Raw genomic sequence first — 14,388 nt, forward strand, 5'->3', positions numbered from 1 at the left:
CGTCAGTCCTTATGCGCTCTCGCGCTCTATCAATTCGCAGGCCAGCAGGTTCAGATGCGTATCGTGGCCAGAGGAGGGCAGCACGCCCAGTTGTTCAAGAATGCGCAGCGCGGCGATTTCGCCGATCTCGCGGCCGGGCGGGCGTATCGTCGTCAGGCTGGGTAGCAGCAGTTGCGAGAAGGCGTAGTCGCCAAAGCCGACAATCGCGCATTGCCGCGGTATCTTCAGGCCCGCGCGATGGCCGGCCAGCAGCGCGCCAGCCGCCAGATTGTCGTTGGCGAAGATGATCGCCTCGGCCGCCCTTGCGCGGCGTGGCGGCGCCAGCGCCAGGGCGTCAATGGCCTGCTTGCCGGCCTCGAACGGCGCCTCGGCGGTCGGCACGTAGATGATCGGCTCCAGGCCATGCTCGCGCATCACGGCCTCATAGCCGTCGCTGCGATCCACCGCGCTCAAGTCGCCGGCCAGGCTGTTCTGCACAAAGGCGATGCGCCGGTAGCCCTTGGCGTACAAATAGCGCGCCGCCTGCTCGCCAACCGCGTTGTTTGAATAGCCGACCTGTATCGGCTTGCGCTTGGGCTGGTAGTCCCACGTCTCGACCACCGGTATGCCGGCGGTCGACAGCAGCTTCTCGGTGGCGCGATTGTGGAAGCGGCCCACCACCGCCAGCGCCGCCGGCTTCCAGCCGAGGAAGGCGCGCACCGCGCTTTCCTCCTTCGCGGTGGAGAAGTAGCTTGACGCCAGCAGCAGCTGGTAGCCATGGCGGTTCAGCGTGTCGCTGAAACTCTGGATGGTGCTGGCGAAGATCGGCCCGGAGATATTCGGTATCACCATGCCGACCACGCGGCCGTGCGCCGACGCCAGGCCGCTGGCGGCGAGGTTCGGCACATAGCCCAGTTCCTTGGCCGCCGCGGCGATGCGCGCGCTGCGTTCCGCGCCCACGCGTCCCGGCTCGCTGAAATAACGCGACGCTGTAATCGATCCCACCTGCGCCAGGCGCGCCACATCGTGAATGGTCGCGCGCCCCGATCCGCGGCGCTTTCGTGGTGCTGCTGGTTTGCTCATGGACGCACTCATGGACGCATATTCTGAAAAGGCATATCGATGATTTTTTTAATTCTTTGACTTCAATCCGGGCCGCCATGAAACTAAAAAAAGGGTACCGGTACCACTAAATTGTAGCGAAGCAGCTGGCGCTCACTAAGCTGGTTCTTCGACGATCAAAGCAGGTTTTCCGCATATGGCGCAAAGGGCGCTTTCAAATCAAGGGATCAGAACATGAAGAGCAACAAGAAGATTTTGGGCGCGCTGAGCACCGGCGCTTTGCTGGTTGCAAGCGCATACGCCGGCGCTGCGGAAGCCGACCCGACGCCGATCGCCAACCGCGACGAAAGCGCGTCCGTGCCCAGCGTGACGGTCAACGCCACGCGCCGCAACGCTTCGCTGCAATCGGTGCCGGTGGCCGTGTCGGTGCTGGACGGCGATGCGCTGAACAACGCCAACCGCACTAGCATCGACACCATAGTGCAGGAGGTACCGAGCGTGACGTTCCGCCAGCAGGGCGGGAACAAGGATTCCACCATCTTCGTGCGCGGTATCGGTACCATCTCTACCTCGCCGGGCGTCGAACCGACCGTATCGACCGTGGTGGATGGCGTGGTGTATGCGCGTCCCGGCCAGGCCACGCTGGACCTGCTCGATATCGAACACATTGAAATCCTGCGCGGCCCGCAAGGAACGCTGTTCGGCAAGAACGCCTCGTCCGGCGTGCTGAATGTGATCGGTCGTAAATCGACGCAGGAAAGCACCGGCTTTGTCGACGCCTCCTGGTACGAGGGCAATGAGAAGCGCGTGCGCGCCGGCGTCTCCGGCGCGATCAATCCGGGCGTGGTGGCCGCTTCCGTCACCGCGCTCTACGCCGACTACGACGGCAATGTGAAGAACGTCCACGCCGGCGGCGATTTGAATGGCTACGACCGCAAAGGCGTGCGTGGCCGCGTCGACATCACGCCGAACAAGGATCTGGATATCGCGCTGATCGCCGATTACCTGCGCTCGAACTCCTCGCCAACCTTCACGGCCTACAAATCGACGGCGGCGGCTTTCAACGCCGGCATTGCGCCGGTGGTGGCTGGCACGGAGAACCGCCAGGTCAACGCCGACATCCCGAGCGATATCCGCGACAAGAACAAGGGCCTGTCGGCACAGGTCGATTACCGCTTCAACGGCTACACGCTAACCTCCATCACCGCCGTGCGCGACTGGGACAACACCCAGTACACCAGCACCTCGGCCATCGGCAACGCCGCCGAGGCGTCGCGCATCACGGCCGCTTTCCCGGCCACGCGCGATATCGGCACGGTGGAATTCAGCCAGGCGTCGCAAGAGCTGCGCCTCGCTTCGCCGAAGGGTGATTTCGCCGATTACGTGGTCGGCGCCTACTACCTGCATGGCAAGGACCGCGAGACTTACCAGCGCATCGTCAACAACGGCACGGCGGTCAATTCCGGCCGCGCGGACTACGGCGTGAAGAGCGACAGCTACTCGCTGTTCGGCGAAAGCACGCTGAATTTCTCGCCGGTGTGGCGCGCCATCGCGGGCGCCCGCTGGACCAAGGATGAGCTGTCCTACGATCACGCGCGCACCTCGACCCAGGCGGTGGCTTTCGCCGGTGTGCAACCGGCCGTGCGGAACTCCGGCTCCACCAATGAGGACGGCTACTCGGGCCGCGTGGGCCTGCAATACGATATCTCGCGCGACGTGAACACCTACGCCACTTACTCGCGCGGCTACAAGGGGCCGGCCTACAACGTGTTCTTCAACATGTTGAGCCGCGATACGCTGGCGCTGAAGCCGGAAACGTCGGATTCGTTTGAGCTGGGCCTGAAAGCCAGCGCCTTCGACCGCAAGCTGACCGCCAACCTTGCCGTGTTCAGCACCAAGTACGATAATTATCAGGCCAACTTCTACGACACCGTTGCCGGCGCCGTGGTCACGCGCCTGATCAACGCCGGCGATGTCTCGACCAAGGGCGTTGAGCTGGACATCAACGCGCGCCCGACCCGCGCGCTGACCCTGACCGCGTCGCTGGCCTACACCGACGCCACCATCGACAGCTTCAACTGCCCGCCGGCTGCCGCCGCCTCGTGCAACCTGAATGGCAAGCCGCTGCCGTTCTCGCCGAAGTGGAAGTCCTTCACCCGCGCCAACTACGCGCTGCCGCTGGAGAATGGCCTGATCGTCGATCTGTCGGCCGACTATAGCTGGCAGGCGAAGACGCAGTACGATTTGTTCCAGTCGCCGGATGCGATCCAGGGCGCGTATGGCGTGGTCAATGCGGGCATCGCGCTGTCGTCGCCGGTTGGCGGCTGGCGCGTGGCGCTGGTCGGCAAGAACCTGGCCAACAAGTCGTACGCCACCAACCTCGTGACCTCGACCGGCTACGTCACCCGCGCCGTGCCGCGTGACGATGAGCGTTACTTCGGCATCACCGCGCGCAAGGAGTTCTGATGTCGCGTCAAATGAGCATCGGCGCATTCATGATGCGCTATGGCCACCACGTCGCGGCGTGGCGGCACCCGGACACCGACCTGCTGTCGAATCCCTTCAAGGTATTCCGCGATCAGGTGCAGGCGGCGGAACGCGCCTGCCTGGACGCGGTGTTCTTTGCCGACAGCGTGGCGCTCACCGGCGCGCCGTCGCTGGAGCCTTTGACGCTGCTGTCGGCGCTGGCCGCGTCGACCGGGAAGATTGGCCTGATCGGCACCGCCACCACCACCTACAACGAGCCGTACACGGTGGCGCGCCAGTTTGCGTCGCTGGACCTGTTGTCGGAAGGGCGCGCGGGATGGAACCTGGTCACGTCGGACAACGCGGCGGAAGCGGCCAACTTCGGCCGCGAGCAGCACGTGGCGCACGCCGACCGCTATGCGCGGGCGCGGGAATTTCATCAGGTTGTCACAGGACTGTGGAATAGTTGGGACCCCGATGCGCTGCTGGACGATAAAAGCGGCGAGCTGCCGTACGATCCGGCCAGGCTGCATACGCTGAATCATCGCGGCGATCACTTCGCGGTCAAAGGGCCGCTGAACGTGGTGCGCAGTCCGCAGGGGCGGCCGGTGGTGGTGCAGGCCGGCAGTTCCGAGACGGGCCGCGACCTGGCGGCGGCGACGGCGGAGGTGGTGTTCACCGCGCAGCCTTCGCTGGCCAAGGCGCAGGATTTTTACCGTGACATCAAGCAGCGCGTGGTGGACAAGGGCCGCAAGCCGGAGTCGCTGAAGATTTTGCCCGGATTGTTTGCGGTGGTTGGCCGCACGCAGGCGGAGGCGGATCAGAAGTTTGCGCAGTTGCAGTCGCTGATCGAGCCGAAGGCCGGACTGGCGCTGCTGGGGCGTATGATCGGTAACTTCGATTTGTCCGGCTATCCGCTGGATGGCCCGCTGCCGGAGCTGCCGGAGACGCAGGACGGTCAGCGCAGCCGCCAGCAGTTGCTGACGGCGCTGGCGCAGGGCGAGAATTTGTCGATACGCCAGCTGTATGAGCGCATCGCCGGCGGGCGCGGTCACTTCACCGTGGTCGGCACGGCGGAGGTGGTGGCGGATCAGATGCAGGCGTGGTTCGAGCAGGGCGGGGCGGACGGCTTTAACTTCATGTCGCCGGCGCTGCCCGGCGGGCTGGATGATTTTCTGACGCTGGTGATACCCGAGTTGCAGCGGCGCGGCTTGTTCCGCACGGCTTACGCGGGGAGTACCTTGCGTTCGCACTTGGGTCTATAGGAGAGCGTATGTTGGGCAGGATGTTGATGTTGGTTGCGGCGCTGGTCTGCGGTGGCGTGGGCGCTCAGGAGTACTACGGCGACTTGCGGCCGGATGCGCCGGAGCTGGCGGCGCGCGGCGCGCTGCAAGTGGGCGTGCGCACGCTGGTGGCGGAGAACAAGGACCAACCCGATGTCTTGCGCTACAGCGCCGGGCAGCCGGATCCGCGCTACACGCGCAAGCTGACGCTGGAGGTGTGGTATCCGGCGCGCCTGGCGGCGGGCCAGGCAGAGCACACCGTCTACACGGACGTCCTGGGCTCCGGCCCGAATGACCCGAAACGTCCCAACACGCCATTCCAGTTCAATGGCCGCGCCGCGCGCGACGCGGCGCCGGCGCCTGGTGCACGCTACCCGCTGGTGATCGTTTCGCACGGCTATCCCGGCTCGCGCTTGCAGATGAGCTATCTGACCGAGAACCTGGCGTCGAAAGGTTATGTGGTCGTCGCCATCGACCATCCGGAGTCCACGCGCGCCGACAAGGCGGGGTTCGCCAGCACGCTGCTGAACCGCCGCCTGGACGACCTGTTCGTGCTGAACACCGTGGCCGCCTGGGGCCAGCCGGGCAGCGGCAGCTTCCTGGCTGGCCTGGTCGATGCCGACAACACCGCGCTGATCGGCTATTCGATGGGCGGCTATGGCGCGCTGAATACCGTCGGCGCCGGCGTCAGCGCCACGGCGGCCGCCTACGTCCCCGGCGGCAAGCTGGCCGTCAACCAGCACGGCAATCAACAATACGAGGCGGCGCGCGACAAGCGCATCAAGGCGCTGGTGGCATTCGCGCCGTGGGGCGGCGCGCACAAGGTGTGGGACGACACGGGCCTGGCCGCCGTGCGCACGCCGATGCTGTTCATCAGCGGCGATCAGGACGACGTGGCCGGCTACCAGGACGGCGTGCTGCAACTGTTCCAGAAAACCATCCACGCCGACCGCTACCTGCTGACCTACATCGGCGGCCGCCACGACTCCGCGCCGAATCCGCCGTCGCCCGCGCACTGGAGCAACTTCGACGACTTCCAGTCCTATGCCGAGCCGGTGTGGGACAGCCGCCGCATCAACAACATCAACCAGCACTTCGTTACCGCCTTCCTCGCCATCCAGCTGAAACAACAGCCGCTGCACAGCTACCTCGAACTGCCGCCGCTGCAAGCCGACGGCACCATCAGGCCGGACGCCGGCCTGTGGAAGGGCTTCCCCAAGCGCGCCGCGCTGGGGCTGGAATGGCGTCACCTGACGCCGCAGTAAGCAGCCCGACTGGCTGGCGCTGGCCGCGCAAAACCGCGCGGCAGCCGGCCATTTATGCATCCTGATCCTTTAATCAGCATTAAAGTTGCAAAGTTGGCCATGTTTAAACGCAGTCCTCCAGGGCGGCACCTTGTATAATGCGCACAAACTAACAGGCCTGCATAACATGACCAATACCACTCATTTCGGTTACAAAACCGTCGCGGAAGACGAAAAAGTCCGCGAAGTTGCCAAGGTTTTCCATTCTGTCGCCGCCAAGTACGACATCATGAACGACGTCATGTCGGCTGGCCTGCACCGCGTGTGGAAAATGTTCACCATCGCCAACGCGGCCGTGCGGCCGGGCTTCAAGTGCCTGGACATCGCCGGCGGTACCGGCGACCTGGCCAAGGTATTTGCCAAGCAGGCCGGCGCGACCGGCGAGGTGTGGCTGACCGACATCAACGAGTCGATGTTGCGCGTGGGCCGCGACCGCCTCTTGAATCGCGGCCTGTTGACCCCAACATTGTTGTGTGACGCAGAAAAACTGCCGTTCCCCGATAACTATTTTGACCGGGTCAGCGTCGCTTTCGGCCTGCGCAACATGACGCACAAGGATCAGGCGCTGAAAGAAATGCAGCGCGTGCTGAAACCCGGCGGCAAGCTGCTGGTGCTGGAATTCTCCAAAGTCGCTGCACCGTTGCAAAAACCTTACGATCTGTATTCCTTCAAGGTGTTGCCTTGGATGGGCGAGAAAATCGCCAACGATGCAGAGAGCTACCGTTACCTGGCCGAGTCCATCCGCATGCACCCGGACCAGGAAACGCTGAAGACCATGCTGGAAGACGCAGGCCTGGAACGGGTGACGTATTACAACCTGACGGCAGGTGTGGCCGCTTTGCACACCGGTATCAAAATGTAATCACGGAAAAGAGAGAGATAACACAATGAAACTGAAAAAAATTCTGGTAGGCGCACTGATCGCCACCATGGCCGTCTCGACCCTGGTCGAAGCGCGCCCGGCCGGCGGCGGCAAATCGATAGGCCGCCAGTCGCAAAACGTCAACCGCATGCCGGCCCAGCCAGCGCCGCAGCAGGCGCCACGACAGGCGCAGCCTAACCAGGCGCCGAACACGCCGCCGGCGGCCGCGCCGAAGCCTAGCCCATGGAAAGGCATCCTCGGCGGTGCGCTGCTGGGCCTGGGCCTGGGCGCACTGTTCTCGCACCTCGGCCTGAGCGGCGCGCTCGGTAGCGCCATCGGCTCGATCCTGATGATCGCGCTGCTGGCCGGCGTGGTGTTCTTCATCATCCGCATGATCCGCAACAAGTCGCAGCCGGCGCAGCAGCGTCCGGCCGCGTTTGCCGGCAATGGCAACCAGAACGTCTACTCGATGCCGCCGCAGCAGCCGCCATCGGGTGCGTCGGCGACGCCGGAAATCGGTTCGCGTCTGCAACCGGCCGCCGCAGCGCCGGCGCAGCAGACCTACACCCAGTGGGGCGTGCCGGCCGATTTCGACCAGGCTACCTTCCTGCGCGTTGCCAAGAGCAACTTCATCCGCCTGCAGGCGGCGTGGGATAAGGGCGATGTGGCCGATATCCGCGAATTCACCACGCCGGAAGTGTTTGCCGAGATGCGCATGCAGATCAGCGAGCGCACCGTGGCCGACTACACCGACGTGGTCAGCATCGACGCCGAGCTGCTGGGCATCGAAACCACCGACACCGAATACCTGGCCAGCGTCAAGTTCACCGGCATGATCAAGCCGGCGGCCGATGCCCTGGCCGAGCCGTTCCACGAAGTGTGGAACCTGGTCAAGCCGGTCAACGGTTCGAGCGGCTGGCTGCTGGGCGGTATTCAACAGCTGGCGTAAGCAAAACAGCTTCTGCTGGCAAAACTGGTAAGATCAAGGCCGCCCGTTCTCGGGCGGTTTTGTTTTTCTACGGCTCGAACATGATTTCATTCAATCCAGGCAGTTTTTCCGCGGCGCCGGCCAGCGCCGCCATCAACCATTTGCTGGCGCAGGAGCCGTGGGCGCGCCAGCAGTTGCAGCGTCACGCCGGCAAGATCGCCGCCATCGACGCCGGCTCGGTGGCGCTGCGCCTGCGCGTGACGGCCGACGGCTATCTGGAGCCGGCCCCGGCCGACGAGGCCGCCCGCGTGACGATCCGCGTCAAGCTGTCGGACCTGCCGTTGATCGCGCAAAACCGCGAGCGCGCCTTTTCCTATGTGCAAATCGAGGGCGACGCCGAGTTCGCCAACGCCATCTCCAGCCTGAGCCAGTCGCTGCGCTGGGAAGCGGAGCACGACCTGGAAAAAGTGGTCGGCCCGGTGCTGGCCGTGCGCGCCGTCTCGGGCGCCAGGGCGGCAATGGCGGCGGTCGCGAACGGCCATCAGAAACTGGCTGAAAACGTCGCCGAATTCCTGCTCGACGAGAAGCAGGTGCTGGTGCGCCCGCAAACGGTGGAAGCCTACTCGGCCGACGTGACGCGCCTGCGCGACGACGTCGAACGCGCCGCCAAACGCCTGGCCAGGCTGGAACAGAAACTGGGAATCCAATGATGCTGAAATTCTTGCGCCTGCTGAAAATTCTGCGGGTAGCGGTGCGCTATGGCCTGGACGAGATCGCCATCTCCGGCCTGAAAAAGCCGCGCATCTCCAACCTGATCGACACCGTGTTTTTCTGGCGCGACCTGTCGACGCCGCGCGGCGTGCGCCTGCGCCTGGCGCTGGAGGAACTGGGGCCGATCTTCGTCAAGTTCGGCCAGGTGCTGTCCACCCGCAGCGACCTGATACCGCCCGACCTGCAAATCGAGCTGGCGCGGCTGCAGGACCGCGTGCCGCCGTTCGATCCGGACCTGGCCATCGCGCAGATCCGCAAATCGCTGGGCGCCCATCCGGACCAGCTGTTCGCCACCTTCGAGCGCAACCCGGTGGCCTCGGCCTCGATCGCCCAGGTGCACTTCGCCACGCTGAAGGACGGCCGCCAGGTGGCGGTCAAGGTGCTGCGCCCCGGCATGAAGAAAACCATCGACGACGACGTCGCGCTGATGCACGTGGCGGCCGAGTGGATCAGCAACGTCTGGGCTGACAGCAAGCGCCTGAAACCGCGCGAAGTGGTGGCCGAGTTCGACAAATACCTGCACGACGAACTGGACCTGATGCGCGAGGCGGCCAACGCCAGCCAGCTGCGCCGCAACTTTGCCGACTCGCAGCTGCTGCTGGTGCCGGAGATGCACTGGGATTACTGCTCGTCCAACGTCATCGTCATGGAGCGCATGCACGGCATCCCGGTATCGCAGATCGACCGCCTGGAGGCGGCCGGCGTCGACCTGAAAAAGCTGTCGAGCGACGGCGTGGAAATCTTCTTCACGCAGGTGTTCCGCGACGGCTTCTTCCACGCCGACATGCACCCCGGGAACATCCTGGTGTCGGTCGAGCCGGAAACCTTCGGCCGCTACATCGCGCTGGACTTCGGCATCGTCGGCACCCTGACCGACTTCGACAAGGACTACCTGTCGCAGAACTTCCTGGCCTTCTTCCGCCGCGACTACAAGCGCGTGGCCGAGGCCCACATCGAGTCCGGCTGGGCGCCGAAGGAAACCCGGGTCGACGAGCTGGAATCGGCGGTGCGCGCCTGCTGCGAGCCGATCTTCGACCGGCCGCTGAAGGACATCTCGTTCGGCCAGATCTTGCTGCGCCTGTTCCAGACCTCGCGCCGCTTCAACGTCGAAGTACAGCCGCAGCTGGTGCTGCTGCAAAAAACGCTGCTCAATATCGAAGGCCTGGGGCGCCAGCTCGATCCCGACCTCGACCTGTGGAAGACCGCCAAGCCCTACCTGGAAAACTGGATGGCCGATCAGGTCGGCATCAAGGGCTTCATGCAGCGCCTGAAGGCCGAGGCGCCGCGCTACGCCCACATCTTCCCGCAGCTGCCGCGCCTGATGCACCAGGCGCTGGAGCGCCACGCCGAGAAGCCGAACGACAACGCCGAGCTGCTGCGCGCGCTGGTGATCGAACAGCAGCGCACCAACCGCCTGCTGGGCGTGGTGATCTACAGCGCGGTCGGCATCGCGCTGGGCGTCGCCGCCTACGAGCTGTACCTGCGTTTCCACCACCTGGTCTGACGGCGATGGCGGATTTCGTCCAGCGTGATCCAGGCTCGCCGGCGTTCTGGGACGAACGTTTCGAGCGCAACTTCACGCCGTGGGACCAGGGCGGCGTGCCGCCAGCCCTGCGCGATTTCGCCGCCGCCCAGCCGCCGCTGGTCACGCTGATTCCCGGCTGCGGCTCGGCCTACGAGCTGGCTTTCCTGGCGCAGCAGGGCTGGGACGCCACTGCCATCGACTTTGCGCCGGCCGCCGTGGCGCAGGGCCGGGCAGCGGTCGGACCGCAATATGCGGCGCGCGTGGTCGCGGCGGACTTCTTCCAATGGCAGCCGGCGCGGCCGCTGCAACTGATTTATGAGCGCGCCTTCCTGTGCGCCATGCCGCGCGCCATGTGGCCGCGGGTGGCGGCGCGCTGGGCGCAACTGCTGGCGCCGGGCGCGCTGCTGGCCGGTTTTTCTTCTTTGACGATGCGCCCAAGGGGCCGCCGTTCGGCATCGCCCGCGCCCAGCTCGATGCGCTGCTGGGCGCGGACTTCGCCTGTATCGCCGACGACGCCGTCAGCGCCTCCATCCCGGTGTTTGCCGGCAAGGAGCGCTGGATGGTGTGGCGCCGTTTATAGCCGCGCCGGCTTCTCCCGCTTCGCCGCGATGGCGGCGCCCTCGCGGCCATGCGGCCGCAGCAACAGCAGTAGCAAACCCCAACCCAGCATCACATAGCCGGACGGCTCGGGCACCGGGCTGGCCGCCAGCGGCGCGGTGGCCAGCGGCGTTTCCTCGGGCGGCGGCAAACGGAGGGCCTGGGCCAGATCCGCCCCTGGCGGCTGCTGCGCGATGGCGATCAGCGGCGCGCGCTGGTCCTGCGCCAGCGCGACCGGCGCGCGCTGGTCGGCATCGATGTATTGGCGGGCGCGCATGGCCGAGGCCGGGCTGGCGGCCAGCGAGCCGCACAAGCCCAGCAGGGCGAGCCGTCGCATGGGCAGTCCGGGCGCGGGGCCGGTCATTGACGCTGCTGGTGGGTGCTGCGCGCGGGCAGGCGCGGCGCGTGGCGCAGGGCTTGCAGGCCAAGCACGATGAGGACGCCCAGCACGATGGTGCGGCGATGCAACGGTTCGTCGGGCGACTGCGCGGCAAATTTGGTCGGGGTGGCGAAGGCTGGAGCGGCCAGGCATGCGGTCAGCACACCTGCATAGAGGTATTTTTTCATGTAATTTCCCAAAGAATCAAAGAGTTGGAGCGTCGTCGGTCGAGGACGGCAAACGAGGCGGCGATTCAGGTTTTGGGAAATCAGCGCTTATCGGATGGTATTTAATCATGCCGCCAATCAATAGGCGAATAGATTTTTGCTATGAAAACCATTGGCGCCAGCGGCTTAACAAGAGGAAACAGTCAGATGCCCGGCAAAAGGCTTTATAATTCAGGGTTTTGATGATTTTTGCGGAGTAATAGATGCCGATCTACGCGTACCGCTGCGAGGCATGCGGTTTTGCCAAGGACGTGTTGCAGAAGATTTCCGATCCGCAGTTGACGGTGTGCCCGTCCTGCGGCAAGGACTCGTTTAAGAAACAAGTGACCGCGGCTGGGTTCCAGTTGAAGGGTTCGGGCTGGTATGTGACCGATTTCCGTGGCGGCACGCCGCCGGCGACCGGCACCGCGCCGGCCAAGAGCGAAGCTGCGCCGGCGCCGGCCCCCGCGCCCGCGCCATCGGGCGGCTCCAGCGACACCTGAAGCCCTTCATCCACCACCAAGGACATCGATGCGTAAATATTTCATTACCGGCTTGCTGATTCTGGTGCCGCTGGCGATCACCGCCTGGGTGCTGAATCTGGTGATCAGCACCATGGACCAGTCCCTGCTGTTCGTGCCGGAGCGCTGGCAGCCGCGTACCCTGATCGGCTTCGATATCCCCGGCCTGGGCACGCTGCTGACCGTCATCATCGTGTTCCTGACCGGCCTGCTGACCAACAACCTGGTCGGCAACTACGTGGTGCGCCTGTGGGAAAAGCTGCTGACCCGGATTCCGGTGGTCAGTTCGCTGTATTCGAGCGTCAAGCAAGTGTCGGACACGCTGTTCTCGTCGTCCGGCAACGCCTTCCGCAAGGCGGTGCTGGTGCCGTATCCGCATCAGAACTCGTGGACCATCGCCTTCCTGACCGGCGCGCCGGGCGGGGACGTGAAGAACCACCTGGCCGGCGACTACGTCAGCGTGTACGTGCCGACCACGCCGAACCCGACCTCGGGCTTCTTCCTGATGATGGCCAGGAAGGACGTGGTCGAACTCGACATGTCCGTTGATGCGGCCCTGAAGTACATCGTGTCGATGGGGGTGGTGGCGCCGGAAGACGCCGCGCCGAAAACCATCGTCCTGAACGACACCAAGATTAACTGAGTAACCTAACCTGAACCGAGAAATAAACATGTCCTCAATGCGTACTCACTACTGCGGCCTCACCACCGAAGCGCTGCTCGGCCAAACTGTCAGCCTGTGCGGCTGGGTACACCGTCGCCGCGACCACGGCGGCGTGATCTTCATCGACCTGCGCGACCGCGAGGGCCTGGTGCAGATCGTATGCAATCCGGAACAGGCTGAAGTATTCAAGGCCGCCGAAGCCGTGCGTAACGAGTTCTGCCTGCGCGTCACCGGCGTGGTCAAGGACCGCCTGGCCGGCACCGTCAACGCCAACCTGAAATCGGGCAAGATCGAAGTGATCTGCTCGGAACTGGAAGTGCTGAACGCCTCGGTGGCCGTGCCGTTCCAGCTGGACGACGACAACCTGTCGGAAACCACCCGCCTGACCCACCGCGTGCTGGACCTGCGCCGTCCGCAGATGCAGAACAACCTGCGCCTGCGCTACAAGGTGACGATGGAAGTGCGTAAATACCTGGACGAGCTGGGCTTCATCGACGTCGAAACGCCGATGCTGACCAAGTCGACCCCGGAAGGCGCGCGCGACTACCTGGTGCCGTCGCGCGTCAACGCCGGCAACTTCTTCGCGCTGCCGCAATCGCCGCAGCTGTTCAAGCAGCTGCTGATGGTGGCCAACTTCGACCGCTACTACCAGATCACCAAGTGCTTCCGCGACGAAGACCTGCGCGCCGACCGCCAGCCGGAATTCACCCAGATCGACTGCGAAACCTCGTTCCTGACCGAGCAGGAAATCCGCGACCTGTTCGAGGACATGATCCGCAAAGTGTTCAAGAACACCATGGACGTCGACCTGCCTAACCCGTTCCCGGTGATGGACTTCGCCGAAGCGATGGGCAGCTACGGTTCGGACAAGCCGGACATGCGCGTCAAGCTGCAGTTCACCGAACTGACCGAGGTGATGAAAGACGTCGACTTCAAGGTGTTCTCGGGCGCCGCCAACATGCCGAACGGTCGCGTGGTCGGCCTGCGCGTGCCGAAGGGCGCCGACATGCCGCGTTCGGAGATCGACGCCTACACCCAGTTCGTCGCCATCTACGGCGCCAAGGGCCTGGCCTACATCAAGGTCAACGAGAAGGCCAAGGGCCGTGACGGCCTGCAGTCGCCGATCGTGAAAAACCTGCACGACGCCGCGCTGGCCAAGGTGCTGGAACTGACCGGCGCCGAAGACGGCGACCTGATCTTCTTTGGCGCCGACAAGGCCAAGGTGGTCAACGACGCCATCGGCGCGCTGCGCGTGAAGATCGGCCACTCGGAATTCGGCAAGAGCGCCGGCCTGTTCGACGACGTCTGGTCGCCGCTGTGGGTGGTGGACTTCCCGATGTTCGAATACGACGAGGAAGCCGACCGCTGGACCGCGACCCACCACCCGTTCACCGCGCCGAAGGACGGCCACGAGGACATGCTGGAAACCAATCCGGGCGCCTGCATCGCCAAGGCCTACGACATGGTGCTGAACGGCTGGGAACTGGGCGGCGGTTCGATCCGTATCCACCGCGAGGAAGTGCAGTCGAAAGTGTTCCGCGCGCTGAAGATCGACGCCGACGAAGCGCGCCTGAAGTTCGGCTTCCTGCTGGACGCGCTGCAATATGGCGCGCCGCCGCATGGCGGCCTGGCGTTCGGCCTGGACCGTATCGTCACGCTGATGACCAAGTCGGACTCGATCCGCGACGTCATCGCCTTCCCGAAAACCCAGCGCGCGCAGGATCTGCTGACCCACGCGCCGTCGGAAGTGGACGAGAAGCAGCTGAAAGAACTGCACATCCGTCTGCGCGCCGCCGAGCCGAAAGTGGCCGGCTAATCATCGACATGGGCCGTCGTTCCCG

At 64.6% G+C, this 14,388-nt stretch carries 13 protein-coding genes and 1 pseudogene; 11 read left to right on the forward strand and 3 right to left on the reverse strand.

Annotation, left to right across the window (positions count from 1 at the left end):
* Positions 1 to 9: 9 nt before the first annotated feature.
* Entirely contained in the window at positions 10 to 1,062 is a 1,053-nt protein-coding gene (locus ACRQ5J_RS03990) for a LacI family DNA-binding transcriptional regulator (RefSeq protein WP_432381225.1), read from the reverse strand.
* Positions 1,063 to 1,275: 213 nt separating this feature from the next.
* On the opposite strand from ACRQ5J_RS03990, the gene ACRQ5J_RS03995 reads away from it, so the two are divergent.
* From ACRQ5J_RS03995 to ACRQ5J_RS04030, 8 genes and pseudogenes are all read left to right on the forward strand, one after another.
* Complete coding sequence (locus ACRQ5J_RS03995; protein WP_432381226.1) at positions 1,276 to 3,507, forward strand: TonB-dependent receptor; 2,232 nt, start codon at positions 1,276 to 1,278, stop codon at positions 3,505 to 3,507.
* A complete protein-coding gene (locus tag ACRQ5J_RS04000; RefSeq protein ID WP_432381227.1) occupies positions 3,507 to 4,772 on the forward strand; it encodes an LLM class flavin-dependent oxidoreductase in 1,266 nt (421 codons plus the stop codon). Before ACRQ5J_RS03995 ends, ACRQ5J_RS04000 begins: the two co-directional genes overlap by 1 nt.
* 8 nt (positions 4,773 to 4,780) lie before the next feature.
* A complete protein-coding gene (locus tag ACRQ5J_RS04005; RefSeq protein WP_432381228.1) occupies positions 4,781 to 6,055 on the forward strand; it encodes an alpha/beta hydrolase family protein in 1,275 nt (424 codons plus the stop codon).
* A 166-nt stretch (positions 6,056 to 6,221) separates the two neighbouring features.
* Positions 6,222 to 6,956, forward strand: coding sequence for a bifunctional demethylmenaquinone methyltransferase/2-methoxy-6-polyprenyl-1,4-benzoquinol methylase UbiE (gene ubiE, locus ACRQ5J_RS04010; RefSeq protein WP_432381229.1), 735 nt, complete (start codon positions 6,222 to 6,224; stop codon positions 6,954 to 6,956).
* A 25-nt stretch (positions 6,957 to 6,981) separates the two neighbouring features.
* Complete coding sequence (locus ACRQ5J_RS04015) at positions 6,982 to 7,905, forward strand: Tim44 domain-containing protein (protein ID WP_432381230.1); 924 nt, start codon at positions 6,982 to 6,984, stop codon at positions 7,903 to 7,905.
* 80 nt (positions 7,906 to 7,985) lie between these two features.
* Positions 7,986 to 8,594, forward strand: a complete 609-nt coding sequence (locus tag ACRQ5J_RS04020; protein ID WP_432381231.1) for a ubiquinone biosynthesis accessory factor UbiJ — start codon at positions 7,986 to 7,988, stop codon at positions 8,592 to 8,594.
* Positions 8,591 to 10,159 carry a ubiquinone biosynthesis regulatory protein kinase UbiB gene (gene ubiB, locus ACRQ5J_RS04025; RefSeq protein ID WP_432381232.1) on the forward strand — a complete coding sequence of 523 codons (1,569 nt, stop codon included), beginning with the start codon at positions 8,591 to 8,593 and terminating at the stop codon, positions 10,157 to 10,159. Before ACRQ5J_RS04020 ends, ubiB begins: the two co-directional genes overlap by 4 nt.
* Positions 10,160 to 10,164: 5 nt before the next feature.
* Positions 10,165 to 10,760: pseudogene (locus tag ACRQ5J_RS04030) on the forward strand (methyltransferase domain-containing protein).
* Here the strand turns inward: ACRQ5J_RS04030 and ACRQ5J_RS04035 are convergent.
* A complete protein-coding gene (locus tag ACRQ5J_RS04035) occupies positions 10,755 to 11,114 on the reverse strand; it encodes a hypothetical protein (RefSeq protein WP_432381233.1) in 360 nt (119 codons plus the stop codon). The pseudogene ACRQ5J_RS04030 and the gene ACRQ5J_RS04035 overlap by 6 nt on opposite strands.
* Before the next feature lie 23 nt (positions 11,115 to 11,137).
* Positions 11,138 to 11,344, reverse strand: a complete 207-nt coding sequence (locus ACRQ5J_RS04040; protein ID WP_432381234.1) for a hypothetical protein — start codon at positions 11,342 to 11,344, stop codon at positions 11,138 to 11,140.
* Positions 11,345 to 11,586: 242 nt separating this feature from the next.
* Here ACRQ5J_RS04040 and ACRQ5J_RS04045 point away from each other — a divergent pair, with 242 nt between their 5' ends.
* From ACRQ5J_RS04045 to aspS, 3 genes are read left to right on the forward strand one after another with little or no spacing between them, the layout of a single operon-like run.
* The gene (locus ACRQ5J_RS04045) at positions 11,587 to 11,865 is read left to right on the forward strand and encodes an FmdB family zinc ribbon protein (protein WP_432381235.1); all 279 of its coding nucleotides are present in this window, start codon (positions 11,587 to 11,589) and stop codon (positions 11,863 to 11,865) included.
* Positions 11,866 to 11,893: 28 nt separating this feature from the next.
* The gene (locus ACRQ5J_RS04050) at positions 11,894 to 12,526 is read left to right on the forward strand and encodes a DUF502 domain-containing protein (protein ID WP_432381236.1); all 633 of its coding nucleotides are present in this window, start codon (positions 11,894 to 11,896) and stop codon (positions 12,524 to 12,526) included.
* 37 nt (positions 12,527 to 12,563) lie between these two features.
* Positions 12,564 to 14,363, forward strand: a complete 1,800-nt coding sequence (gene aspS / locus ACRQ5J_RS04055) for an aspartate--tRNA ligase (RefSeq protein ID WP_432383578.1) — start codon at positions 12,564 to 12,566, stop codon at positions 14,361 to 14,363.
* Positions 14,364 to 14,388 lie beyond the last annotated feature (25 nt).

The organism is Duganella sp. P38, from assembly GCF_050859475.1.
GTDB lineage: Bacteria > Pseudomonadota > Gammaproteobacteria > Burkholderiales > Burkholderiaceae_D > Rugamonas.